17 protein-coding genes are annotated in these 25,025 nt (G+C 71.9%); 3 read left to right on the forward strand and 14 right to left on the reverse strand.

What is annotated here, in order from left to right; translation table 11 throughout:
* Positions 1–229 precede the first annotated feature (229 nt).
* The 6 genes from prfB to HNR25_RS06895 form a co-directional block, all read right to left on the reverse strand.
* Positions 230–1,333 carry a peptide chain release factor 2 gene (prfB, locus tag HNR25_RS06870; RefSeq protein ID WP_184633865.1) on the reverse strand — a complete coding sequence of 368 codons (1,104 nt, stop codon included), beginning with the start codon at positions 1,331–1,333 and terminating at the stop codon, positions 230–232.
* 117 nt (positions 1,334–1,450) lie between these two features.
* Positions 1,451–6,364 carry an NAD-glutamate dehydrogenase gene (locus HNR25_RS06875; RefSeq protein ID WP_184633866.1) on the reverse strand — a complete coding sequence of 1,638 codons (4,914 nt, stop codon included), beginning with the start codon at positions 6,362–6,364 and terminating at the stop codon, positions 1,451–1,453.
* A 461-nt stretch (positions 6,365–6,825) separates the two neighbouring features.
* Positions 6,826–7,575, reverse strand: a complete 750-nt coding sequence (locus tag HNR25_RS06880) for an HAD family hydrolase (protein ID WP_376767478.1) — start codon at positions 7,573–7,575, stop codon at positions 6,826–6,828.
* Positions 7,576–7,796: 221 nt separating this feature from the next.
* Positions 7,797–9,425, reverse strand: a complete 1,629-nt coding sequence (gene pruA, locus HNR25_RS06885; RefSeq protein ID WP_184633867.1) for an L-glutamate gamma-semialdehyde dehydrogenase — start codon at positions 9,423–9,425, stop codon at positions 7,797–7,799.
* A 208-nt stretch (positions 9,426–9,633) separates the two neighbouring features.
* Positions 9,634–10,161: a DUF6912 family protein gene (locus tag HNR25_RS06890; RefSeq protein ID WP_184633868.1), complete on the reverse strand. Its 528-nt coding sequence runs from the start codon at positions 10,159–10,161 to the stop codon at positions 9,634–9,636.
* Between the two features lie 187 nt (positions 10,162–10,348).
* Positions 10,349–11,014, reverse strand: a complete 666-nt coding sequence (locus tag HNR25_RS06895) for an HAD family hydrolase (RefSeq protein ID WP_184633869.1) — start codon at positions 11,012–11,014, stop codon at positions 10,349–10,351.
* Positions 11,015–11,274: 260 nt separating this feature from the next.
* On the opposite strand from HNR25_RS06895, the gene HNR25_RS06900 reads away from it, so the two are divergent.
* Positions 11,275–12,474, forward strand: a complete 1,200-nt coding sequence (locus tag HNR25_RS06900; protein ID WP_184633870.1) for an acyl-CoA dehydrogenase family protein — start codon at positions 11,275–11,277, stop codon at positions 12,472–12,474.
* A gap of 80 nt (positions 12,475–12,554) precedes the next feature.
* Here HNR25_RS06900 and HNR25_RS06905 read toward each other — a convergent pair whose 3' ends face one another.
* The 7 genes from HNR25_RS06905 to HNR25_RS06935 form a co-directional block, all read right to left on the reverse strand.
* Positions 12,555–14,234 (reverse strand): glycoside hydrolase family 3 protein, encoded by a 1,680-nt coding sequence (locus HNR25_RS06905; RefSeq protein WP_184633871.1) that lies wholly within the window; start codon positions 14,232–14,234, stop codon positions 12,555–12,557.
* A 294-nt stretch (positions 14,235–14,528) separates the two neighbouring features.
* Positions 14,529–16,214 (reverse strand): phosphoenolpyruvate--protein phosphotransferase, encoded by a 1,686-nt coding sequence (gene ptsP, locus HNR25_RS06910; protein WP_184633872.1) that lies wholly within the window; start codon positions 16,212–16,214, stop codon positions 14,529–14,531.
* 10 nt (positions 16,215–16,224) lie between these two features.
* Positions 16,225–16,482, reverse strand: coding sequence for an HPr family phosphocarrier protein (locus tag HNR25_RS06915; protein ID WP_184633873.1), 258 nt, complete (start codon positions 16,480–16,482; stop codon positions 16,225–16,227).
* A gap of 24 nt (positions 16,483–16,506) precedes the next feature.
* Positions 16,507–17,184 (reverse strand): HAD family hydrolase, encoded by a 678-nt coding sequence (locus HNR25_RS06920; RefSeq protein WP_184633874.1) that lies wholly within the window; start codon positions 17,182–17,184, stop codon positions 16,507–16,509.
* Positions 17,181–17,627 carry a PTS sugar transporter subunit IIA gene (locus tag HNR25_RS06925; RefSeq protein ID WP_184633875.1) on the reverse strand — a complete coding sequence of 149 codons (447 nt, stop codon included), beginning with the start codon at positions 17,625–17,627 and terminating at the stop codon, positions 17,181–17,183. Before HNR25_RS06925 ends, HNR25_RS06920 begins: the two co-directional genes overlap by 4 nt.
* Positions 17,628–17,713: 86 nt before the next feature.
* The gene (locus HNR25_RS06930) at positions 17,714–17,950 is read right to left on the reverse strand and encodes a PTS sugar transporter subunit IIB (RefSeq protein ID WP_184638930.1); all 237 of its coding nucleotides are present in this window, start codon (positions 17,948–17,950) and stop codon (positions 17,714–17,716) included.
* A 144-nt stretch (positions 17,951–18,094) separates the two neighbouring features.
* Positions 18,095–19,135, reverse strand: a complete 1,041-nt coding sequence (locus tag HNR25_RS06935) for an SIS domain-containing protein (RefSeq protein WP_184633876.1) — start codon at positions 19,133–19,135, stop codon at positions 18,095–18,097.
* A 180-nt stretch (positions 19,136–19,315) separates the two neighbouring features.
* Between HNR25_RS06935 and HNR25_RS06940 the strand changes: the two genes are divergently transcribed.
* Together HNR25_RS06940 and HNR25_RS06945 are read left to right on the forward strand one after the other, a co-directional pair.
* The gene (locus HNR25_RS06940) at positions 19,316–20,056 is read left to right on the forward strand and encodes a GntR family transcriptional regulator (RefSeq protein WP_184638931.1); all 741 of its coding nucleotides are present in this window, start codon (positions 19,316–19,318) and stop codon (positions 20,054–20,056) included.
* A 72-nt stretch (positions 20,057–20,128) separates the two neighbouring features.
* A complete protein-coding gene (locus HNR25_RS06945; protein WP_312862397.1) occupies positions 20,129–21,562 on the forward strand; it encodes a PTS transporter subunit EIIC in 1,434 nt (477 codons plus the stop codon).
* A gap of 334 nt (positions 21,563–21,896) precedes the next feature.
* On the opposite strand, the gene secA is transcribed toward HNR25_RS06945, so the two are convergent.
* The gene (secA, locus tag HNR25_RS06950) at positions 21,897–24,842 is read right to left on the reverse strand and encodes a preprotein translocase subunit SecA (RefSeq protein WP_184633877.1); all 2,946 of its coding nucleotides are present in this window, start codon (positions 24,840–24,842) and stop codon (positions 21,897–21,899) included.
* Between the last annotated feature and the right edge of the window lie 183 nt (positions 24,843–25,025).

Below are 25,025 nucleotides of genomic sequence, written 5' to 3' on the forward strand. Positions count from 1 at the left end.
AACCCGGAATGTCCAGATCGGCCCGCAGCCCCGCACAGGGGAACCGGAGGGCGGGCGGATGCTCGGGCGGCCTCGACCACACACGGCGGATCGGCCTCGGCTGTTCACCGAACAGCAGACCAGACCATATCGGAAGTGTCAACCTGTGGTAACGCTCGCGTATACCACCGACCAAAAGGCCCTGTCCTGCAGCGACGCCCGACCGGAAGCTCCGCGCGCCGCCGGAGCGCTACTCCTGGCTGCGCAGCCAGCGGATCTCGGCGTCGATGAATCCGTCGATCTCGCCGTCGAGCACACCGCCGGTGTTTCCGCTCTCCGCACCCGTGCGTACGTCCTTCACCGCCTGGTAGGGGTGCAGCACGTAGTTGCGCATCTGCGTACCCCAGCTACTGACGGTCTCGCCGCGCAACTCGTCGATCTCGGCCTGCTCCTCGCGGCGCTTGCGCTCCAGCAGCTTCGCCTGGAGCACCCCCATCGCCGCGGCGCGGTTCTGCAGCTGGCTCTTCTCGTTCTGACACGAGACGACGATCCCGGTGGGCCCGTGGGTGATCCGCACCGCGGAGTCGGTCGTGTTGACGCTCTGCCCGCCGGGCCCCGAGGACCGGAAGACGTCGATGCGCAACTCGTTCTCGTCGATCTCGATGTGGTCGCTCTGCTGGACCACGGGCACCACGTCGACGCCCGCGAACGAGGTCTGGCGCCGGTTCTGGTTGTCGAACGGCGAGATGCGCACCAAGCGGTGCGTGCCGTGCTCGCCGCGCAGCGTGCCGTAGGCGTAGGCGGCCTTGACCGCGAACGTCGTCGACTTGACGCCGGCTTCCTCGGCATAGGAGATGTCGTAGATCTCGACGGGATAACCGTGCCGCTCGGCCCAGCGCAGGTACATGCGCTGCAGCATCTGGGCCCAATCCGCCGCGTCGATGCCGCCGGCCTGGGCGTTGATGCTGACCAGCGCCTCGCGCTCGTCGTACGGGCCGCTGAGCAGGGTGCGGATCTCCAGCGTACCGATGTCCGAGCGCAGCGACTCCAGCTCGGTATCGGCCTCGGCGCGGGTGTCGGCGTCGTCCTCGGAGGCGGCGAGCTCGAAGAGCACGCTCACGTCGTTCAGGCGGCTGCGGATCGTGCCGACCTTGTTGACCGTGGACTCCAGATGGGACAGCCTGCGTGTGACCTGCTGGGCGTGGCCGGGATCGTTCCACAGCTCCGGGTCGGCAGACTGCTCGCGCAGCTCTTCGATCTCGCGCTGCTTGGCACCGAGGTCCAGGACGGCTTCCACACTCGCCAGAGTGGAGGAGAGTTCCTTGATCTTGTCTGCGGGGTCTAGGTCTGCCACACGCCCCAGTCTAGGGGGAATGCGTCCCGTGGCTGCCACAGCGGACCCGGCCGCCCGCCGCAGCGGCCTCCGCCCGGGGTCGCGGATCCGACTCGCGGCCCGGGCGGAGGGACCGCGTCACTCCCCGGACGACACCAGCAGCGAACGCACGGAGCGCAGCGCGACCGAGATCGTGGCCAAGTCGTACTGCTCGGACTCGCGGATCTCGCGCAGAGTCTGCTCCGAGCGCTCCACCGCCACCCGGTTGCGCTCGATCCAGCGCTGCCGCAGCCGCTCGGGCGACTCCCCCGGATCGCCGCTCTGCAACACCTCGCGGGTGAGGCCGGCGTGAGCCGCGTACAGGTCGTCGCGCAGGCCGGCCCGCGCCATGGTCACCCACCGGTCGTGGCGCGGCAGCGCGATGATGCGCTCGCGCAGCGACCCGATCTGCAGGCTCTCGGCCAGGTCGAAGTACACCCGGGCGACCTCGGGCAGCGGGCGCCGGGTGTGGTTGGCGATGGAGACCAGGTCGAAGGTCGAATACGCCGGGACCATACTCGCCACCCGCTCGGCCAGCTCGCGGGGGACGTCGGCCTTGGTGAACCGGTCGCACCGCTCGGAGAACAGGCGCCGGTCGCGGCCCAGCAGCAGGTCCGGAAGCTGCGGCACGATCTCGGCCACGCCGGAGGAGAAGAACTCCGTCTCCGCGCCGAGGTCGAAGGGCGACTTGCGGTTGCGCAGCAGCCACCGCGTGCCGCGCTCGGTGAGCTTGCGGGCCTCCAGCAGCAGGTCGAGCTGGACGTCGACGCCGATCCAGTGGTCCAGGTTCTCGATCTCGGCCCACAGTGCGCGCAGCCCGAACACCTCCCGCACCACCAGGTAGGCGCGCGCGATGTCGTCGGGCGCGGCTCCCAGCTCCTCGCCGATGCGGAAGGCGAAGGTGGTTCCGCCGCGATTGACCATGTCGTTGACGACGTGGTTGGCGACGATCTCGCGGCCGAGCGGATGCTCGGGGATGGCGTCGGAGAAGCGCCGGCGCAGCGCCTCGGGGAAGTACTCCACCAGGGTCCGGCGCAGGTAGGGGTCGCCGGGCAGATCGGAGTCGGCGACCTCGTCCTTGAGCACGTTCTTGGTGTGGGCCAGCAGCGTCGCGAACTCCGGACCCGTCAGGCCGTGGCCGGCGCTGCGCCGCGAAGCGATGTCCTCGTCGTCGGGCAGCACCTCCAGCTTGCGCTCGATGCGTCCTTCGCGCTCAAGCCGGCGCATGTAGCGGGCGTGGACGTGCATCATCTCGCCGGCCTGCTTGCGGGCGGCCGACAGCACCACGTTCTGCGCGTAGTTGTCGGCCAGCACCAGCTCGGCGACGTCCTCGGTCATGCTCAGAAACAGCGCGTCGCGCTCGTCCTTGGCGAGGCGGCCCTCGTCGACCTCGCGGTCGAGCATGATCTTGATGTTGACCTCGTGGTCGGACGTGTCCACTCCGGCGGAGTTGTCGATGAAGTCGGCGTTGACCCGGCCGCCGTTGCGCGCGAACTCGATCCGCCCGGCCTGGGTGAGCCCGAGGTTGCCGCCCTCGCCCACGACCTTGCAGCGCAGATCGGACCCGTTGACCCGCAGAGGGTCGTTGGCCTTGTCGCCGACGTCGGCGTCGGACTCCGAGGAGGCCTTCACGTAGGTCCCGATGCCGCCGTTCCACAGCAGGTCGACCGGTGCGCTGAGGATGTGCTGCATCAGCTCGAACGGGGTGAGCGCGGTCGTTCCGGCGTCGATGCCCAGCGCCCGGCGCACCTGCGGCGTGACGGGGATCGACTTCGCCGTTCGCGGATGCACACCGCCGCCCTCGGAGATCACCCCGGTGTCGTAGTCGGCCCAGGTGCTGCGCGGCAGCTCGAACATCCGCCGGCGCTCGGCGAAGGACCGCTCGGCATCGGGGACGGGGTCGAGGAAGATGTGGCGGTGGTCGAACGCGGCGACGAGCCGGATGTGCCGGGACAGCAGCATGCCGTTGCCGAACACATCCCCGGACATGTCGCCGACCCCGACCGCGGTGAAGTCCTCGTTGTGGACGTCGGTGCCGAGTTCGCGGAACAGGTGCTTCACCGACTCCCAGGCGCCCCGGGCGGTGATGCCCATCGCCTTGTGGTCATAGCCCACCGACCCGCCCGAGGCGAAGGCGTCGCCCAGCCAGAAGCCGCGCTCCAGCGCGATGTCGTTGGCGATGTCGGAGAAGGTGGCCGTGCCCTTGTCGGCGGCGACCACCAGGTAGGGGTCGTCTCCGTCGTAGCGCACCACGCGGTCGGGGTGCTCCACACGGCCGCCGGAACGGTTGTCGGTGACGTCGAGCATGCCGCTGATGAACTGCTGGTAGCAGGCCACGACCTCGGCCCGGGTCGCGTCGCGGTCGCCCCCGGCGGGCAGCCGCTTGCAGACGAACCCGCCCTTGGAGCCGCTGGGCACGATGACCGAGTTCTTCACCGACTGGGCCTTGACCAGGCCCAGGACCTCGGTGCGGAAGTCCTCGAAGCGGTCCGACCAGCGCAGCCCGCCGCGGGCCACGGCCCCGAAGCGCAGGTGCACGCCCTCCACGCGCGGAGAGTAGACGTACATCTCGTAGCGCGGGCGCGGCGCGGGCAGATCGGGGATGCGCCGGGGGTCGAGCTTGAAGACCAGATAGGGCTTGGGCGCCGCAGAGCCGGCCTGGAAGTAGGTGGTGCGCAGGGTGGCCTCGATGGCGGCCAGGAACGAGCGCAGGATGCGGTCCTGGTCCAAGCTGGCGACCTGGTCGAGCTCGCCGCGGATCTCCTCGGTGATGGCGTCGGTGCGCTCCTGGCGCCCGGCCTCGCGGTCGGGGTCGAAGCGGGACTCGAACAACCGCACCAGCAGATTGGCGATGTGCACGTTGGCCACGAGCACATCGGAGAAGTAGGCAGGGCTGAACGTGCTGCCGGTCTGGCGCAGGTACTTGGCGTAGGCGCGCAGGATGGTCAGCTGGCGCCAGTCGAGCCCGCCGCGCACCACCAGCGCGTTGAACCCGTCGGACTCGCCGCGCCCCTGCCACAGCGCGGTGAAGGCGTCCTCGAACAGCGTCTTCAGCCGCTCGGCCGGAAGCTCGACGGCGTCGGTGACGGGGGCGAATCCGAAATCGTAGATCCAGGCGCGCCCGGCTTCGGCGCCGGTCACCCCGTAGGGCCGCTCGTCGCGGACCTCCACGCCCATGTGCTCCAGCAGCGGCAGCACCCGGGACAGGGAGATCGGCTCGCCCGTGCGGTAGACCTTGAGTCGCCACTCACCGGGCTCGGCGCCTCCGGGCCGGTAGAGGTTGACGGCGAGCTCGTCGTCGGCGAGCCGGTCGAGGCGGTCGATGTCGTCGACGGCCGCGGCTGCGTCGGTATCGACCCTGTAGCCCTCCGGCAGCGCGGCGCCGTAGGTCTGAGCCAGCGATTCGGCGCGGTCGGCGCCGAAGCGGGACCGCAGCGCCCGGTCGAGGTCGTCGTCCCAGGACCGGGTGGCGGCGACGACCTCGGCCTCCAGGGCGGCGTGGTCGACGTCGGCGAGGATGGTGCCGCGCTCGGCGCGCACCACCAGGTAGAGCTGGGCGAAGGGCGCGGATCCGACCTGGACGCTGTGGTCCATGGTCGCGCCTTCGAAGGCGCGGCTCATCACCTGCTGCACCTGCAGCCGCACGTCGGTGTTGTAGCGGTCGCGGGGCATGTAGACCAGGCAGGATATGAACCGGCCGTAGGGGTCGCGGCGCAGGAAGAGCTTGGTGCCGCGGCGCTCGCGCAGGCGCAGCACCCCCAGCACGATGTCGTAGAGCCGGTCGACGGGCGCTTGCAGCAGCTCCTCGCGCGGGAAGCCCTCCAGGATCTCGATGAGGTCCTTGCCGTCGTAGCTCTCGGGGTCGAACCCGGCCAGACCGAGGATCTCGGCCTGCTTGCGCTTGAGGATGGGGATCTGGGAGATGCTGGTGGTGACCGCCTCGTGGGTGTACAGCCCCAGGAAGCGGTACTCGCCCACGACGCGTCCCTGCTCGTCGAAGCGCTTGACGCCCACGTAGTCGAGGTACTTGCGGCGATGCACCGTGGCGCGGGAGTTGGCCTTGGTCAGCACCAGCACGTGGGGCTCGCGGGCCTTGTCGCGGGCCTCGGGCGGCAGGGCGGCGAAGCTCTCCGAAGCCGGGGCGTCGGAGCGCAGCAGCCCCAGCCCGGTCCCCGGCCGCGGGCTCAGCCCCATCTTCGAGGCGGATTCGTCGGAGGCGGGCATGGCCGGGGCGTCGTCCCCGACGGAGGCGCTGACCAGGGCGTACTCGCGATACCCCATGAAGTGCAGGTGCCGGTCGGCCACCCAGCGCAGGAACTCGACGCTCTCGGTCATCTCGCGCACGTCGACGCCGCCCCGGGAAAGGCGGTCGGCCGAGGCGGCGAGCTCGTCGGCCAACAGCAGCGCCTGGCGGCGCATCCGGCCGGTGTCCTCGTGGACGCTGTGCACGTCGGCGAGCACGCGTTCGAGGTCGGCGGCCAGCTCCTTGCGGGCGGTCGGCCCGCTGCAGCGGTCGATCTCCAGGTGCATCCAGGATTCCTGGAGCGGGATCGGACCGTCGGGGTCGGCATCGGGGTCGGGTTCGATCTCGCGGAGTTCGCCGGCGACGTCCCGGGCGACCCGCAGCTGGGGGTGGATGACCAGGTCGTAGCCGATCCCCCGGCGCCCCAGTTCCATAGTGACCGAGTCGACGAGGAAGGGCGCGTCGTCGGTGACGATCTCGACGACCGAGTGGCCGGTCTCCCAGCCGTCGCGCTCGCGGGCGGGAGTGTAGACACGTACCTTGGCGCGTCCCTGGGGCCGGTGCTGCGCGGATTCCAGATGCAGCGCCGCCGGTCCGCAGATCTCGGCGGGGGCGCGTTCCCGCAGCTCCTCGGTGGCCACATGCCGGTAGTAGTGCCGCAGCAGGCGTTCGGTCTGCTCGGGATCGCCGGTGAACGGAGGCCGGCCGGAGCAGTGCGCGACGGCCTCGCGCAGCAATCGGTCCTGGACGGCGTCAGACTGGCCGGGCATCGTGCGACCTCACTCCCTTGTGAGTCGTAGGGGGCCGGCCCCGGACCTTCGGCGGCTCCGGGACGTCGGGTCATATCGAGTTGTCGGCGCCGGATGGGCGCCGGCGGTGGTCCCGCCCCCGGATGACGGGAGGGGGGAACCTGTGCGCACAGGTGCGGTGTACCGGCCGGACTCCGTTGTCCGGCCCCGCCGCGACCAGGTTACTGGGTCGCGTCCCCGGGTTTTGTGATCAACACCGTTATCTGTGCGTTTCGGGAGGTTAGAAGCGGATTGCGCAACCGTGTGGCCCCGGACGGTCCGGCGGTCCCGGCGGCATATGCTCCGGACGGGGCCCGCATCCACGGTACGCCTGAGGCCCGCGACGGCAAGGTCTGCGACCGCTGCCGGTCAGCGGTGTGATCCGCCCGGGTCCGCGGGGTAGTCGCCCCGGGCGCCCGGGGAGGTCCCGCTCCCCGAGACGCTCACTCGGCGCTGGAGGTCGCCTCGCGCACCGCGCCGATCAGCCGGACGGTGTCGGCGAGGTCCTCCAGCACGTGTTCGGCGCCGGCGGAACGCAGCTGGGACTCGGTGGCCGAACCGCTGACCACGCCGATGGGCGTGGCGCGGCCGATCAGGGCGGCCTCGACGTCGCGCGGCGAGTCGCTGATGTAGACCGTGGACCGCTCGGGGAACGCGAACCCGTGGGCCTGGGCCGCGCGCATGCGGGTGAACTGGATGAGGCTGCCCTTGGGGTAGTGCTCGGACCCGAACCCGCCGACGCTCAGGTCGAGGTAGCCGTCGAGGCCGAACGCGGACAGCTTGGCCACGGCGTTGGCCATGATCGCGCCGGTGACCACCGTCTGGACGGTGTCTTCGAGCCCGCCGACGGCGGCCAGCGCCTCCTGGGCCCCCGGCATCGCCCGCCCGCGCGCCGTCAGCTGGTCGCGGCGGCGGGCGAACGCTTCGCCCAAGGCGTCGACGAAGTCCGACAGCGGCTCCTCGCCCGCGTCCAGGCGCACGTCGTTGCGCGCGAGGAACTCGAAGAAGATCTCGGAGTCGGTGCGTCCTCCGGTGGAGGCCAGATACACCAGCGGAACACCGGTTACCCGCTCGAACGCCTCGGCGTAGGCGGCTCGCGTCACCTGGGAGACGTCGACGAGCGTGAGGTCGATGTTCCACAACACCAGCCGGCTGATGGCAGCCTCCTCAAGGGCGTGCGGGCATTCCACCACGATTCCGCCGCCGCCGGGAGCCCGGGAACCCGCCGTCCTCCGGCGGCCGAACGCACCGCCGTGCGGGGCCGCAGCGCGACAGGACCTCCCGCCCCGGCACCAGCGTGGGCCTTACAGTAGTCCACCCGGAACACCGCCGTGTCGGCGAGGCCGCCCGCGGCACCGCCGACACGGCGGGGCCGCCGCCGCGCCGCGTTCTCCGCCCCGGTGCGGGCGCCGCATCACCCCATGTGGGGGTAGCGCCAGTCCGTGGGCGGGTCGAAGGTCTCCTTGATCGCGCGCGGGCTGACCCAGCGGGCCAGGTTGAACACCGACCCGGCCTTGTCGTTGGTGCCCGAAGCGCGGGCGCCGCCGAAGGGCTGCTGGCCCACGATCGACCCCGTCGGTTTGTCGTTGATGTAGAAGTTGCCGGCCGAGAACCGCAGGGCGGCCTCGGCTTCGGCGACGGCGGCACGGTCGCGGGCCACGACCGCCCCCGTCAGCGCGTAGGGCGCGACGTCGGCCATCTGCTCCAGGACCCGGTCGTAGCGGGAGTCGTCGTAGACGTACACGGCCAGGATCGGGCCGAAGTACTCGGTGCGGAAGACCTCGTCTTCGGGATCGTCGCACTCCAGCACCGTCGGCTCGACGAAGTAGCCGACGCTGTCGTCGGCGCGTCCGCCCGCCAGCACCGTGATGGAGTCCTTGTCCGCGGCGCGCTTGAGCGCGGCGGAGTTCTTGGCGAAGGAGCGGCCGTCGATCACCGCGCCCATGAACGTCGACACGTCGCCGGTGACGTCGCCCATGGTGAGCGCGCCGACCTCGTCGAGCAGGCCGTCGCGCATCGACGACCACACGCTGCGCGGGATGTAGGCGCGCGAGGCGGCCGAGCACTTCTGGCCCTGGTACTCGAAGGCGCCGCGGATCAGGGCGGTCCGCAGCACGCCGGGGTCGGCCGAGGAGTGGGCGACGACGAAGTCCTTGCCGCCGGTCTCGCCGACGATGCGCGGGTAGGAGCGGTAGTCGGCGATGTGCTCGCCGGCGGTGCGCCACAGGTGCTGGAAGGTTCCCGCCGACCCGGTGAAGTGGATGCCGGCGAGGTCGGGCCGGGCCAGCGCGGTCTCGGACACGGCCCGGCCGTCGCCGGTGACCATGTTGATCACGCCCGGCGGCATCCCGGCCTCTTCCAGCACGCGCATCACGAAGTGCGCGGAGTAGGTCTGGGTGGGCGAGGGCTTCCACACCACGACGTTGCCCATCAGGGCGGGCGCGGTGGGGAGGTTGCCGGCGATGGCGGTGAAGTTGAACGGCGTGATCGCCAGGACGAACCCCTCCAGCGGCCGCAGCTCCTGCCGGTTCCACACGCCGCGTACCGAGATGGGCTGGTCGGCGTAGAGGCGGCGGGCGAAGGAGACGTTGAACCGCCAGAAGTCGATCAGCTCGCAGGCGGCGTCGATCTCGGCCTGCCAGACGGACTTGGACTGGCCGAGCATGGTGGCGGCGTTGACTCGGGCGCGGTACGGTCCGGCCAGCAGGTCGGCGGCGCGCAGCAGAATGGCGGCGCGGTCGTCGAAGGACATGGCGCGCCACGCGGGTGCGGCGGCACGTGCCGCCTCGATCGCCCGTTCGGCCTCACCGGGCGTCGCGTCGCTCATCCGGCCCAGGACGTGGGCGTGGCCGTGGGGCTTGAGCGCCGGGATCAGCTCGCCGGATCCGAGGCTGTGCTCGCCGCCGATCACCTGTGCGAGCTCGGTCTCCTCGGCCGACTGGCGCGCGATCTCCGCTTCGAGCTCGGCCCGTTCGGGACGTCCCGGCGCGTAGCTCAGGTTGGGCTCGTTGACGGGGACGGGAACGTCGGTCACGGCATCCATCGCACTGCCTCCCGATCGGAGTGGGTGGCGGACCCGGGCGGTGCGGACGCGGCGTGTGCGCCGTCCCGCCGCCGGGCGCCGCGCGAAGATGCATACCCGCACCACGGGGTGCGGTAAAGCCCCCACCGGCGTCGATCTTGTAGCTACCGTCACTGAAACCGTTTTCCGGTGACGGTAGCTACAAGATCGACGTGGGTCTCGGGCGGGGTCAGTCGCGGCCGAGGAGGTAGGCCAGCTCCTGTGTGGCGAACCAGAGGAGCTCGTGCCCCTCCAGCGAACCGCCGCCGTCCTCCGGGGAGCCGCCGCCCTCCGCCGGCGAACCGCCGCCGTCCTCCCGGGAGCCGCCGCCGTCGGCGATCGCCGCCGCGACGGCCTCTTCGGCCTCCGGTTCGTCGGCGTGCACGGCGGCGATGCGCGTGCGGGCGACCGTGCCGGTGACGGTGACCGCGGCCGGGTGGTCGGCCCCGGCCGGCGGCGGGCCGACGATCGTGTCGGGGGCCTCGACGGCGAGCACCGCGCGGCGGCGCGGCGCGGAAGGGTCCTCGCGCAGCAGCTGCAGCGACGCAGCGGCGGCGCCGCTCAGCGCCTCGTACTCCAGCTCTTCGTCGTCGGCGGCCGTATCCGGGCCGGCCAGCCGCTCGGTGACGGCGTAGGCGGTCAGCGGCGTCCCGCCGACCTCGCCGGCGTCGAGGACGGCGGCGAGGCGGGGGAACGTGCTGGGCAGGTAGATGCGCATCGTGGTCCCGCGGATCGTTTCTCGTGGTCGGGCGGAGAGTGTCCGCCCGGAAAGTCTGCCAGAGGCGCGCGGATCGGCGGCACGGCGCCGGGCGGACGCGGCCGGGCGGTGCGGGTCCGGGGACGGTGCGGCGGCGGACGGTTCCCGGCGCTCCGGGCCCGCCCGCCGCCGGCCCGGGAGGGCCGGGTCAGAAGGGCATCGGGTCCAGTTCGATGCCGCAGGTCTCGGCCAGCCGGTCCCGCGTCTCGGCGGGGTCGCGGTGCAGGATGCCGACCATGCCCAGCTCGACGGCCGCGTGCACGTTGTGCTCGATGTCGTCGATGAACACGCACTCGTGCGGCGGCAGGCCGGCCAGCTCGACGGCGTGCCGGAAGATCGCCTCCTCGGGTTTGCGCATGCCCACTTCGCCGGAGATGACGACGGCGTCGAAGGCTTCGTCGAAGCGTTCGCGGGGGTAGCCGTTGCCCCACGAGTTGGACAGCAGGCAGGTGCGCACCCGCTGCTCGCGGGCCTGGCGCAGGGCCGTGTACATCTCCTCGACCGGGTGGAAGCCGGAGAACATCCGCGTGATCAGGCCCTCGGCCGGAACCGCGCCGCCGTCGGCCAGCCGCAGCTCGGCCGCGAGGAGCCGTTCGAACTCCGGTGTGGCGATCTCGCCGCGTTCCAGCACGTGGATGGGGTTGCCGTCCACGCCGCCTCCGCCGTACGCGCCCTGCACCCAGGCGCGCATGACGTCGCGGTAGCGGGCGTCGTCGATGCCGTCGTCGGCCAGCCAGGCGGTGATGGTCTCGCGCAGCGGGGAGGTCAGGACCCCGCCCCAGTCGGTGATGATTCCACGGCACTCGGTGGCCATACTCGCCTCCATCCCTAGCGGTGCGCCCGGTGTTCCCGGGCGCCGGACCCCGGGCGGGGCTCGGGGCCGCCGTGCCGGGAGACGGTTTCTTCCCGGGTGGCGGCGGCGCCAATCCCCGCACCGTCGCCGCCGTCCCGGCCGGCGCGGCGCGAGGTGCGGCGTGCGCGGACGCGCAGACGGCGACGGGGCCCCGTCCCTCGCCCGGCACGAACGTCCACCGGAACAGTACCGACTGGTCGGTCTGATGGCATACTGCGGTCATGGACTTCGATCTCAGCGCCACCGCCCGCGACCGCCTGGCCGAACTGCAGTCGTTCATGGACGAGCACGTCTACCCGGCCGAGCCCGTCTACCACCGCCAGCGTGCCGAAGCCGGACGGGACAGCCACGAACTCCCGCCCGTTGTGGAGGACCTGAAGGCCGAGGCGCGCCGCCGCGGCCTGTGGAACCTCTTCCTGCCCGACGTGGGCGGTCTGAGCGTCACCGACTACGCCCCGCTGGCCGAACTGACCGGCCGCTCCCCGAATCTGGCCCCGCAGGCGCTGAACTGCTCGGCGCCCGACACCGGCAACATGGAGGTGCTGCACATGTTCGGCACCGCCCAGCAGCGGGAGCGGTGGCTGGATCCCCTGCTGGACGGGCGCATCCGCTCGGCGTTCGCCATGACCGAACCCGACGTGGCCTCCTCCGACGCCGCGAACATCGCCACGTCCATCGTCCGCGACGGCGACGACTACGTCGTCAACGGCCGCAAGTGGTGGATCAGCGGTGCCGCCGACCCCCGCTGCGAGATCTTCGTCGTGATGGGCAAGACCGACCCCGACGGCCCCGCGCACCGCCAGCAGTCGATGATCCTGGTGCCCCGCGACACGCCCGGGCTGGAGATCGTGCGCTCCCTGCCCGTGTTCGGCTACCAGGACCAGGAGGGCCACTGCGAGCTGCGGTTCACCGACGTGCGGGTGCCCGCCGCCAACCTCGTCTCCGGGGAAGGCGAAGGCTTCGCGATCGCGCAGGCGCGGCTGGGCCCGGGCCGCATCCACCACTGCATGCGGGCCCTGGGGATGGCCGAGCGCGCGCTGGAGCTCATGGTGGCCCGCGCCGAGCAGCGGGAGGCCTTCGGCAAGCCGCTCGCCGCCCAGGGCGTGGTCCAGCAGCAGATCGCCGAGTCGCGGCTGGCCATCGAGCAGGCGCGGCTACTCGTCCTCAAGACGGCCTGGCTGATCGACAACCACGGCACCAAGCAGGCGCGCACCGAGATCTCGGCGATCAAGGTGGCGGCGCCGCGGGTGGCGGTGGACGTGCTGGACCGCGCCATCCAGGTGCACGGCGGCGCAGGCGTCGGCGACGACTTCCCGCTGGCCGAGATGTACGCCGGCGCACGCGCCATGCGGATCTTCGACGGCCCCGACGAGGTGCACCTGCGTTCGCTGGCCCGCCGGGAGGGCAAGCGGCACGGCTGAACGCGTACCGGGCGCCCGGCTGAGCGCCGTCCGCGAGCGCCCGGTCCGGCGGGCCGGATCCACCGGCCCGCCGGGCCCGCTCAGTAGGACTGCCCGTCCCCGAATTCCATGTCGGTGCCGGGGATCGCGACCGGCAGCCGGCCCGACGGCGACACCTCGCCCCCCAGTACCCGCGCCGCCGCCGCGCGTGAGGCCTCGACCGACGAGTACGTGGCGAGGTAGCCGTCGACCCCGTCGAACTCGGCGATGTCGTAGGGATCGCCCTGGGCGACCACGACCACGGGCGTTCCGGCGGCCTGCGCAGCGGAGACGGGGGACCGCTGCTCGGCGTCGCCGCGGGCGCTCCGTGTGCCCACAACGGCGGCGTCGGCCGCGGCGGGATCGGAGACGACCGTGTAGCCCAGATCCCGCAGGCCCGCGCCGATCTCCTCAGCGCCGGACCCGGCCACGCTGACCGACGCCCCTTCCGGCAGCGGCAGCACGCCGTCGCGGTTGCGCAGCAGCGTCACCGCGTCCTCGGCCAGGCTGCGGGCCGCCTCGCGGTGCTCTGGGGTACCCACTGCGTCGGCGGCGGCCCCGGCGTCGGCGGGGTCGGCTCCGAACAGGCCCCGTTCGGCCTTGGTGGTGAGGATGCGCAGCACCGACCGGTCCAGGCGCTCGGTGCTGATGCGCTCCTCCTCCACGGCGCTGCGCAGGGCGTCGAAAGCCGCCTGCGGGTCCGGCGGCATCAGCAGCTGGTCGGCGCCGGCGAGCACGGCGCGCACCGCGATCTCGCCGTCGGTGTGGGTCTGGCGCACACCCTCCATATTCAGCGCGTCGGTGGTGACGATGCCGTCGTAGCCGAGTTCTTCGCGCAGGATGCCGCCGATGACGTCGGGCGACAGCGTCGACGGCTCGCCGGAATCGTCGAGTTCCGGCATGAGCACGTGCGCCGTCATGATCGCGTCGACGTCGGCGTCTACCGCGGCGCGGAACGGCGGCAGGTCCTCCCGCTCCCATTCCTGCCGCGGCTTGTCGATCACGGGCAGCCCGGTGTGGCTGTCGGTGTCGGTGTCGCCGTGGCCCGGGAAGTGCTTGACGACCGGTACGACGCCGCCTTCGCTGAAGGCGGCGGCCTCGGCCCCGGCCATCTCGGCGACCAGGTCGGGATCGGAACCGAACGAGCGGACGCCGATCACGGGGTTGTCGGGGTTGGTGTTGGTGTCGGCGACCGGCGCGTAGTCCAGGTTGATGCCCAGCGCGGTGAGTTCGGCCGCGGTCGCGCCGGCCAGCGCCTCGGCATGGGCGGTGTCGCGGGTGGCGCCCACCGCCATAGCGTCGGGGAAGCGCGCGCCCACCGGCAGCCGCGCCACCATGCCCTGCTCCTGGTCGATGCCCAGGAACAGCGGAACCCCGGCGCCGCTGTCGGCCGCGGCGTCCTGCAGGCCGTTGGACATGCCAGCGATCTGCTCCGGTCCGCTGAGGTTCTCCGAGAAGTAGATGAGCCCGCCGGGGTGGTAGTCCGACACCGGTCCGGCGTTCTCCTCGGCGGTGGTACCCGCGGCCGTCAGCACCATCAACTGGCCGATCTTCTCCTCGACCGACATCTCGCTCAGGCGTTCCCGGGCCAGTTCGGCCGCCTCGTCGCCGCCGGGCGAGGACGGGGAGCCGGATCCCCCGGATCCGGCGGGAGGAGCCGATCCCGGGCTGCACGCCGCGAGGGCGGGGACCAGCAGCAGGACGGCGGAGCCCAGCAGCGCGGGCAGCGAACGGAACGGCATGCGGACCTTCCGGGTAGCGGACACGGCGAGCGGGACGCGACGGGGGAAGGCCGCGTACTGCGGCACCGCGCATCGACAGCGCGACCCGCCCCACGATACCGCCCTGCGCACGAAACGGGAGGCCGCAGCGGGTCCGCCGGCGTCGTTCCGCGGGAGCGGCGGTGCACAGCGGCGGGACCGCACCGCGGATTCGAACCTCGGCTGCGGTCCGGCCCCGCGCGGACCGGGACCCGTCCCGGTGCGATCCGGCGGATCGCACCGGGTCCGGGGCCGGTCGGCCCCCGCGGGCGCGGCCTAAAGTCCCAGATCCGCCAGGGCCGGCAGGCGTTCGGAGGCCGCGGTGCGGGCCTCGTCCGGCCCTCGGGCGCCGCGGGCCGCCTCGGCGGCGGCGCGGCACTGGGCGAGGTCGGCGCGCGCAAGCGCGGCGCGCACCAGCGGCAGCGCCGGGGCGCCCATCGACAGGCTCGTGACACCGAGTCCCGTCAGCACGCAGGCCAGCAGCGGATCGGCCGCCGCCTCTCCGCAGACACCGCACGTGCGTCCCGCGTCGGCGGCGGATGCGGCCGACGCCGCAACGAGGTCCAGCACCGCCGGCTGCCAGGGGTCCTGGAAGCGCCCCAGGCCCGCGGTTTCGCGGTCGGCGGCGCAGGTGTACTGGGTGAGGTCGTTGGTGCCGACGCTGAAGAAGTCGGCGTGCTCGGCGATGCTGCCGGCCCGCAGCGCCGCTGCGGGGACCTCGATCATCACCCCCGGGTGCGCGACGCCGGAGGCGGCGGCTGCCGCCGCGAACCACTCGGCGTCGGCCGCGTCGGTGACCATGGGCGCCATGACCTGCAGGTAGGCGCCGGTGTCGCGTTCGGCTTCGGCCAGCGCCGCGAGCTGGGCGTCCAGGGTCTCGGGCAGGCGGCGCATCATCCGCAGCCCCCGCTCCCCCAGCGCCGGGTTGGGTTCCTGCTGCCCGCCCGATTCGAGGAACTCCAGCGGCTTGTCCGCGCCGGCGTCGAGGGTGCGCACGACGACCCGCCCGCCGGGGAACGCTTCCAGCACCGACCGGTAGGCGGCGACCTGCTCGTCGTGGCCGGGCGCGTCGGAGCGGTCGAGGAACAGGAACTCGGTGCGGTACAGCCCGACCCCCTCGGCGCCGTTCTCCAGCGCCGCCGGCAGGTCCTGCGGGCCGCCGATGTTGGCGAGCAGCGGCACCGGGTGGCCGTCGGCGGTCCGGCCGGGCCCGCTGCTGCGGGCCGCCGCGTCGGCGCGGGCGCGCGAAGCGGCGACGGCGGCGTCGACGGTCCCCGGCTCGGGTTCGAGGGACACGTCGCCGGTGGCGCCGTCGACCAGCACCCGCGTCCCCTCGGTCACGGTGTCGGCGCCCGGGCAGGCGACGACGGCCGGCAGCCCCAGGGACCGGGCGAGGATCGCGGTGTGGCTGGTGGGGCCGCCCTCGCGGGTTACGAACGCGACGACCCGCTCGGGGTCGAGCGTCGCGGTGTCGGCCGGCGCCAGGTCCTCGGCGACCAGCACGAACGGGACGTCGGACTCGGGGATGCCGGGCACCGGCGCCCCCATCAGCCGGGCCACGATCCGTTCGCGTACGTCGTCGAGGTCGGCGACGCGCGCGGCCATGTACTCCCCCGCCGCCGCGAGCATCTCCCGGTAGACCGCCATCGCTTCCGACACCGCGCGGGCGGCCGCGGCGCCCGCGTCCACGCGCTTGCGCACGTCGTCGGCGAGGGCGGGGTCGCGGGCCATCAGCGCCTGGGCGTTGAGTACCTCCGCGGCCTCGCCGCCGGCGGCCTCGCCGCGCTCTCCGAGGTCCCGGGCGGTCTCTTCCATCGCCGCTACCGCGCGGTCGGCTTCGGCGGCCGCGTCGCCGTCGTGGCGGGCGTCGGGGTCGGGCCGGGGAACCTCGCGCACCAGCCGCCGGGCCGGGCCGTAGCCGGCGCCGGGGCTGACACCGGCGCCCGTGAGCGTCTGCGGCATGTCCTCCCCCTCAGCCCGCGTCGGCGATCTCGGCGAGCCGGTCGAGCATCTGCTCGGCCCCGTCGCCGTCGGCGGTGATGACGACCTCGTCGCCCTTGCGGACGTCCAGACCCATCACGGCCAGGATGCTCTTGGCCGACACCGCCTGGCCCTCGCCCTTGGCGACCGTCACCTCTCCGTCGGATTCGGCGGCGGCCCCGACGAACAGGGCGGCGGGGCGGGCGTGCAGGCCGACCTCGGACTGGACTGTGACTCGGCGTTGCGCCACGGGACGCACCTTTCTTGACGGTTGCTACTGCTCGGGTCGGGCCCGCCGGCCGATGCCGGGCCAGTCGACCTCGGTGAGGTGGTCGACGACCAGGTCGGCCCGGCTGAGTGCCGCGGGCCCGTGGGTGGTGGTGATCGCGACGACGCGCATGCCGGCGCGCCGCCCCGCCTCGATACCGGCGGGAGTGTCCTCGAACACCACGACGCGGGCGGGGTCTTCGCCCAGGAGGCGGGCCCCGCCGAGGTAGCCCTCCGGGTCGGGCTTGCCCTCGGCGACGTCGGCTGCGGTGACCAGGCCGCGGAACATCGCCAGCACGCCCATCCGCTCCAGGGCGATGTCGGCCCATCCGCGGCCCGCGGACGTCACCAGGCCGAACGGCACCCCTTGGGCATGCAGGCGGTGCAGGAACGCCACCGACCGGGGCAGCTCTTCGGACGGGGGCAGGTCGGGGTCGGCCTGGATCATCTGGAGCTCGGCCAGCAGCACGTCCCAGGTGACACCCGGGAAGAGATGGGGGTCCTCGTTGAGCACGTCGGCGCCGCGGCGGCCCATGAAGCGGTGCAGGGTGCTCTCGTCGTAGGCGACGTTGTGCATGTCCAGCAGCCGCGACCACACTTGCAGGGAGCGCGGTTCGCTGTTGATCAGCGTCCCGTCGAGGTCGAAGAGGGCGGCGCGGGGCCCGGGAGTGTCGGGAACCGTCATGACCAGGTGAACAGCGGATCGCCGGCGGCCACGTCGCCGTCGGCGGTCGAACCGAGGGCGGCGGCCTCGGCCTCCAGCGCGGCGACCGGAACGACCGCGGACAGGCCCTGTGCCTCGACGGCGGCGGGGTCCCACCGGATGACCGGGGTGCCCGCCTCGACGTCGTCGCCCTCGGCGACGAGCTTCTCGAAACCGGCACCGTCGAGCTTGACCGTGTCGATGCCCAGGTGCACCAGCACGCCGTGCCCGCTCGCGGCGAGCACCATGAACGCGTGCGGGTGCAGCTTTGCGATCCGGCCGCTGATGGGCGCGGCGGCCTCCTGCGGCCGCGCGGCGGGCCGGACGGCGGCACCGGGGCCGACCATGCCCTGGGCGAATACGGGGTCGGGAACCTCCGACATGGGAACGGCGGTCCCGGGGACGGGAGCGAACACTTGGAGCACGCGGCACCTCCTGCGGACGGGGCGCGGCCGGCCGGCGGTCGGCCGCGCCCGGTGGCGGTCGTCAGCCGTGCTGACGGGCGGTCGGGTCAGTCGAGCAGATCGTTGATGTCGTCGGTGAGCGAGTCGGCCTCGGGCCCCACTACGACCTGGACGACGTTTCCTGAGACGAGCACTCCGTGGGCGCCGGCGGCCTTGAGCGCCGGCTCGTCGATCTTGCCCGGGTCGCCGACTTCGGTGCGCAGCCGGGTGATGCACGCCTCGATGTCCTCGATGTTGTCGGCGCCGCCGAGCCCGGCGACGATCGCCGCTGCCTTGTCGGCCATGGGTTCCTCCAGTTCGATCATGCGTGATCCGGTGCCGGGGCGTGCGGTGCGCGGAGGGGTCCGCGACCGGGACCGTGGCGCCGGGGACCTTTCGAGCTTAGGCGGCGCGTGGAGCAGCGCCCACACGGCGCCCGGGAAGGACGCCTAGGTCTGGGTGACCTTGCCCAGGCCGCGCGGCGAGTCGGGATCGTAGCCCAGGCTGCGGGCCAGCCGCTCGGTGATCTGCTGGGCGGGGACGATCAGGGCGATGGGGGCCAGCCACTCGGGCAGGTCGGGCATGGGCACGCTCAGGTCGCAGGCGCCGGCGAGCGCGGAGCCGCCGCCGACGGCGTAGACGGGCGCGCCCGCTGCGCTGACGCGCTCGGCCAGTGCGACCGTGCCGTCCAGGGTCGGGCCGGAGTTCGCGGCGGTCAGCAGGGCCGGGGTGGCGCGGTCGACCACGGCGATGGGCCCGTGCAGCAGGTCGGCGTAGGACAGCCCCATCGCGTGCAGGTAGCAGGCCTCCTTGAGCTTGAGGGCGGCCTCCAGCGCGGTGGAGAAGGCCATGCCGCGCCCGGAGACCACGGCGCCCTGCACTCCGACGAGGCGCTCGACGATGGCGTCGACCTCGTCACCCGGGCGGGCGAGCACCCGGTCGATGGCGTCGGGCACGGTCTCCAGCTCGGTGCGGTCCAGGCCGGCGCCCAGCCCCAGCGCGAGCACGGCCAGGGCGGCCAGCTGGGTGGTGTAGGTCTTGGTGGCCGGGACGGCGTGCTCGCCGCCGGCGCGGGTGACCATGGCGATGTCGGCGGTGCGGGTCAGCGGCGAGTCCGCGCCGTTGGTGATGCCGATCGTGCGGGCTCCGCAGTCGGCGGCCCAGGCCATGGTGTCGACGATCTCCTCGGTACGGCCCGACTGGGAGATGGCCACGGCGAGCACCCCGGTCAGATCGACCTTGGCGCCGTAGGTGGTGGCGATGGAGGGCGAGGCCAGGGTGGCCAGGCGACCGCTGTGGGCCTGGATGAGGTAGCTGCCGTAGACGGCGGCGTTGTCCGAGGAGCCCCGGGCGATGAACAGCACCTGCCGGGTCTGCCGGCCGAGAGCGGCGATCTCCGGGATCAGCGGCAGCAGCGTGTCCAGGGTCGCGCGCAACGCGTCGGGCTGCTCGGCGATTTCCGAGCGCATGAAGCTCGTGGTGGTTGTCATCAGTTCTTCCCTCGGATCCGTCTGGGCGCCGGTGCGTCGCTGTGGCCAGCGGATACGGCACTGCGCCGGATGGCGTCGCCGGTGCCGCGATCCACATATTGACATGCATCGCCGTGCTGTGGTCTAGTCCGGCCTATACCAGTCATACCAGACATGCACCCGACCGAACAGGCGTCCGCCATGGCGATCGATCCGACGAGCCCAGTCCCGAAGTATGCACAGCTCAGGGATCTGCTACTGGACTGGGTCGTGGAGACGGGCCTGTCGGTGGACGACCCGATCCCCTCCGAACGCGAACTCGGCGAACGCTACGGGCTGTCGCGCATGACGGTGCGCCAGACCGTCGACCTGCTGGTGTCGGAGGGCAAGCTCTACCGGGTCCCCGGCAAGGGCACGTTCATGGCCCGGCCCAAGATCGAGATGTCGCTGGCACTGGCGTCCTTCTCCGAGGACATGCGCGCCCGCGGGTTCCAACCCGGCGCCCAGGACCTCGTTCGCCGGGTGCTGCCCGCCAGCGGCGGCACCGCCCGGGCCATGGGGCTGGAGCCCGAGACCCCGGTGCACCACATCGAGCGTCTGCGCACCGCCGACGGCGAGCCGATGGCGGTGGAGCGGTCCAACATACCCGTCGACCTGGCACCCGGCCTCGACACCCATTCGCTGGCGGGCCGGTCGCTGTACGGGGTGCTGGAGCAGGAGTACGGGATCATCCTGGACTCCGGCGAGCAGACGATCGAGGCCGGCGTGTGCGACCCCGCCGACGCCAAGCTGCTGGGCATGCCCCAAGGCAGCCCGGTGCTGTCGATGCGGCGCCGCAGCTTCGCCAACGGCCGATGCGTCGAGATGGCGACGTCGCGGTACCGGGCCGACCGGTACACGCTGCATTCGCGCCTCGACCCCCGACGACCGGGCGGCTCCTGACCACCGCCCGGCCCACCGCGCACGCGTCCGCCGCGTACGCACTCATCCGACCCGTTCGAACTGGGAGGAACCGTGAGTTCCACTTCGGCAACCACCGGAGGCCCATCCTCCACCAGATCGTCATCGGCGATCCTGGGCGTGCTGCAGCGCATCGGCCGCAGCCTGATGATGCCCATCGCCGTCCTGCCGGCGGCGGCGATCCTGCTGCGCCTGGGCCAGGGCGACATGCTCGGCAGCAACGGCGCCGACCCCGGCGGTCTCGCCGACGCCGCCGGCATGGGCTGGATGGAACCCGTGGCCGGCGTCATCGGCACCGCCGGCGACGCCCTGTTCCAGGCCATGCCCCTGCTGTTCGCGGTAGGCGTGGCCATCGGCTTCGCCAAGCGCGCCGACGGATCCACCGCGCTGGCCGCGGTCGTGGGCTATGTCGTCTTCGACCGCGTCACGAAGTACATGTTCTTCCACTTCGACCCCAGCGGCCAGTTGCACGAGACCGTGACCGGATTCGACGGCGAAGGATCCGAGATCATCAACTGGGGGGTGAAGAACCCGACGGACGTCCTCGGCGGCATCATCATCGGGCTCCTGGCCGCCCTGCTGTGGCAGCGCTACTACCGCATCAAGCTGCCCACGTGGCTGGGCTTCTTCGGCGGCCGGCGCTTCGTCCCGATCATCACCGCCGTAGCCTCCCTGGTGGTGGCCGTGGCCTTCGGGTTCATCTGGCCCACCGTCGGCGGCTGGATCAACGGCCTGGGCGAGTGGATCGTGGGCTCGGGCGCCGTCGGCGCCGGCGTCTACGGCGTCGTCAACCGGCTGCTGCTGCCCTTCGGCCTGCACCACATCGTCAACTCCGTCGTCTGGTTCGTGTTCGGCAGCTACACCGACCCCGAGACCGGCAACGTGTTCAACGGCGAGATCAACCGCTACCTGGCCGGCGACCCCACCGCGGGCGGCTTCCTCTCCGGCTTCTTCCCCGTGCTGATGTTCGGCCTGCCCGCGGCCGCGTTCGCCATGTGGCGCGCCGCCCACCCGAGCCAGCGCCCGGCCGTCGGCGGCATCATGATCTCGGCCGCGCTGACGGCCTTCGTCACCGGCATCACCGAGCCGATCGAGTTCGCGTTCATCTTCATCGCGCCGGTCCTGTTCGCCGTGCACGTGGTGCTCACCGGCATATCGATGGCCGTCCTCAACGCCCTCGACGCCCATCTGGGCTTCGGATTCTCGGCAGGGCTCATCGACATGGTGCTGAACGCCTTCAAGTCCAACACGACCGGGCTCGGCCTGATCCTGCTCATGGGTGTCGTCTACGCCGCGCTGTACTACGTGATCTTCTACTTCCTGATCACCCGGCTGAACCTGCCCACTCCGGGCCGCGAACCCGAGGAGCAGCAGGCTTCGGTGGCCACGAACCCGGACGCCTCTGCGAGCGCAGGCGCCTCGGGCGGGTCCGCCCACGGCGCGGACTCCGACAGCGGCGGAAGCCGCGGTGACAAGCCGCAGAGCTGACGCAGACCGCTGATGCCGGGGGCGGACACGGTCCGCCCCCGGCATCGTGCGTGGACGGGGGCTGGTGCGCGCCGCGCATCAGCCCCCGTCGCCGCAGCCACTAGGGCCGCCCGCCCCGGTGCTCCCCGGATGCGCCGTCGGTACCGCTCCGACCGGAAACCGCGGCGAGCGCTCGGCGGCGAGCAGACGCGCTCGCGGACGGACCGCGCCCCCTGCCCTATCCCCTGGAGCGGCCTACTCCGCGTGGGCCCCGCAACGGGTACCCGGACCGACGATGCCGGGGCCGACCGCGAAACGCGGTCGGCCCCGGCATCAGTCGTGCGGTACGGCGGTCCTAGGCGCCGCGGTTGCGCGGGTCGCCGTGGCACTTCTTGAACTTCTTGCCCGAACCGCAGGGGCACGGGGAGTTGCGGGATGCGCCGGCGTAGGCGTCCTCGGTCGTTTCCGTGCGGGTATCGACGCTGCCGTCCTCCGCGGGCGCGGAGTACTGCAGACGGCTCGGGCGGCTCTGGCCGAAGCCGGAGACCACAAGCTCCTCGCCGCCGTCGTCGACGGCGTCCTTGCCGGCCGCGGCCTCGCGGTCGGCCGCCGCTTCGGCCTCGACCACGTCTTCGGCGTCCAGGCCCGCCGACTCGCCGTCCGGCGCCGTGCCGCCCTCGGCCTCGCCGGCCTCCTCGGTCGCCGCGCCGCCCTCGGCCGGGGCGGCGGTGACCACGGCGCCGTTCGCGCCCGCGGCGGTGACCGCGGCGCTGGACGGCGTGACCGACGCGGTGGACTTCCCGCGGACCTGCACCTCGACGTTGAAGAGGTAGCCGACCGACTCCTCCTTGATGGCCGCCAGCATCTCCTGGAACATGTCGAAGCCCTCCCGCTGGTACTCGATCAGCGGGTTGCGCTGGGCCATGGCCCGCAGGCCGATGCCCTGCTGGAGGTAGTCCATCTCGTAGAGGTGCTCGCGCCACTTGCGGCCCATGACCTCGAGGATCACGCGACGCTCAAGTTCGCGCATCGCCTCCGCGCCCAGCTCCTCCTCACGGCGCGCGTAGGCCGCGTGGGCGTCTTCGAGCACCCGCTCGGAGATGATGTCGGGCGTCAGCGAACTGGCCTCGCCGCCGTTCTCGACGATGAGGTCGTCGACGGTGAAGCTGATCGGGTAGATCTGCTTGAACGCCTGCCACAGCCGGTCGAGGTCCCAGTCGCCGGCGTCGCCCTCGGACGTGGCGGCGCGGACGTAGCCGTCGAGCACGTCGTCGAGCATGCCCGCAGCCTGCTCGCGCAGGTCGGCGCCCTCAAGCACCTTGCGGCGCTCGGCGTAGATGACCTTGCGCTGGCGGTTGAGGACTTCGTCGTACTTCAGGACGTTCTTGCGGATCTCCAGGTTCTGCGCCTCGACCTGCGCCTGCGCCGACTGGATCGCCTTGGTGACGACCTTGGACTCGATGGGCTGGTCGTCGGGGATGTTCAGCCGCTCGTAGATGAGCTCCACGCGCCCGCTGTTGAACAGGCGCATGAGGTCGTCTTCGAGCGAAAGGTAGAAGCGCGAGAGGCCCGGGTCGCCCTGCCGGCCGGAGCGGCCGCGCAGCTGATTGTCGATGCGCCGGGACTCGTGGCGCTCGGTACCGAGCACGTACAGCCCGCCGGCCTCGACGACCTGCTCGTGCTCGCTCTCGACCTCCTTCTTGGCTTTCTCCAGCGCCTCGGGCCAGGCTTCCTCGTACTCCTCGGACGTCTCCAGCGGGCTCAGACCGCGCCGCTGCAACTCCTCGTCGGCCATGAACTCGGGGTTGCCGCCGAGCATGATGTCGGTGCCGCGCCCGGCCATGTTGGTGGCGACGGTGACGCCGCCGAGCTTGCCGGCCTGCGCGATGATCGACGCCTCACGCGCGTGGTTCTTGGCGTTGAGGACCTCGTGGTCGATGCCGCGCCGCTTGAGCATCTTGGACAGCAGCTCGGACTTCTCGACGCTGGTGGTGCCCACCAGGACCGGCTGGCCGTTCTCGTTGCACTCGGCGATGTCGTCGACGACGGCCTCGAACTTGGCGTCCTCGCCCTTGTAGATGACGTCGCGCTCGTCGGAGCGGATCATCGGCTTGTTCGTCGGGATCGCCACGACGCCGATGCCGTAGGTCTGGTCGAACTCCGCGGCCTCGGTGACGGCCGTACCGGTCATGCCGGCCAGCTTGTCGTAGAGGCGGAAGTAGTTCTGCAGGGTGATCTTGGCCTGCGTCTGGTTCTCGTCCTTGATCTGGACGCGTTCCTTGGCCTCGATCGCCTGGTGCATGCCCTCGTTGTAGCGGCGCCCGCCCAGCACGCGGCCGGTGAACTCGTCGACGATGAGCACTTCGCCGTCCTTGACGATGTACTCCTTGTCGCGCCGGTAGAGCTCCTTGGCCTTGAGGGCGTTGTTCAGGAAGCTGATGAGCGGCGTGTTCACCGACTCGTAGAGGTTGTCGATGCCGAGCCAGTCCTCGACCTTGCCGACGCCGCTCTCGGTGATGCCGACGGTGCGGTTCTTCTCTTCGACCTCGTAGTCGGTGTCGCGGACCAGCCGGGGGGCGATCTTGGCGAACTCGGTGTACCACTTCGAGTTCTGCTCCGCGGGGCCGCTGATGATCAGCGGGGTTCGGGCCTCGTCGATGAGGATGGAGTCGACTTCGTCGACGATGGCGTAGGCGTGGCCGCGCTGGACGGTCTCCTCGAAGGAGACGGCCATGTTGTCGCGCAGGTAGTCGAAGCCGAACTCGTTGTTGGTCCCGTACGTGATATCGGCGGCGTAGGCCGCCTGTCGCTCGGTGCGCGGCATGTCCGGCGCGAGGACGCCGACCTTCATGCCGAGGAACTGGTAGATGCGGCCCATGTTCTCGGCGTCGCGCTTGGCCAGGTAGTCGTTGGGGGTGACGATGTGGGCGCCTTCGCCGGCCAGCGCGTTGAGGTAGACCGCGAGCGCGGAGGTCAGCGTCTTGCCCTCACCGGTCTTCATCTCGGCGATGTTGCCCAGGTGCAGGGCGGCGCCGCCCATCAGCTGGACGTCGAAGTGGCGCTGGCCGAGTGTGCGCTTGGCCGCCTCGCGCACGGCGGCGAAGGCCTCGGGGAGCAGGTCGTCGAGCGACTCGCCGTCCTTGTGGCGCTGGCGGAGCTCGTCGGTGAGCTCGCGCAACTCGCCGTCGCCGAGTTCGACGAAGTCGTCCTCGATCGAGTTGATCTGGTCCTTCAGCTTGTTGAGCTTGCGCAGGATCTTGCCTTCGCCCGCGCGGAGGACCTTGTCGAGTATGGCTGGCACTTCTTATGCGCTCCTCGCAGATCTGGGCCCGCGTCCGGAGGCGGGACGGATCCTTGCCCCCCAGCGTTCCATCTTAGGCGACCCCGTAGCCCCACGGTGCATGCACACATGGTCGCAGTACCGTCACAACCGCGTCGTGCCCGGTGGGCGGGCGGTTTGGGGCACTCAGTTCGGGTTATCCGA

It is taken from the genome of Streptomonospora salina (assembly GCF_014204715.1).
GTDB lineage: Bacteria > Actinomycetota > Actinomycetes > Streptosporangiales > Streptosporangiaceae > Streptomonospora > Streptomonospora salina.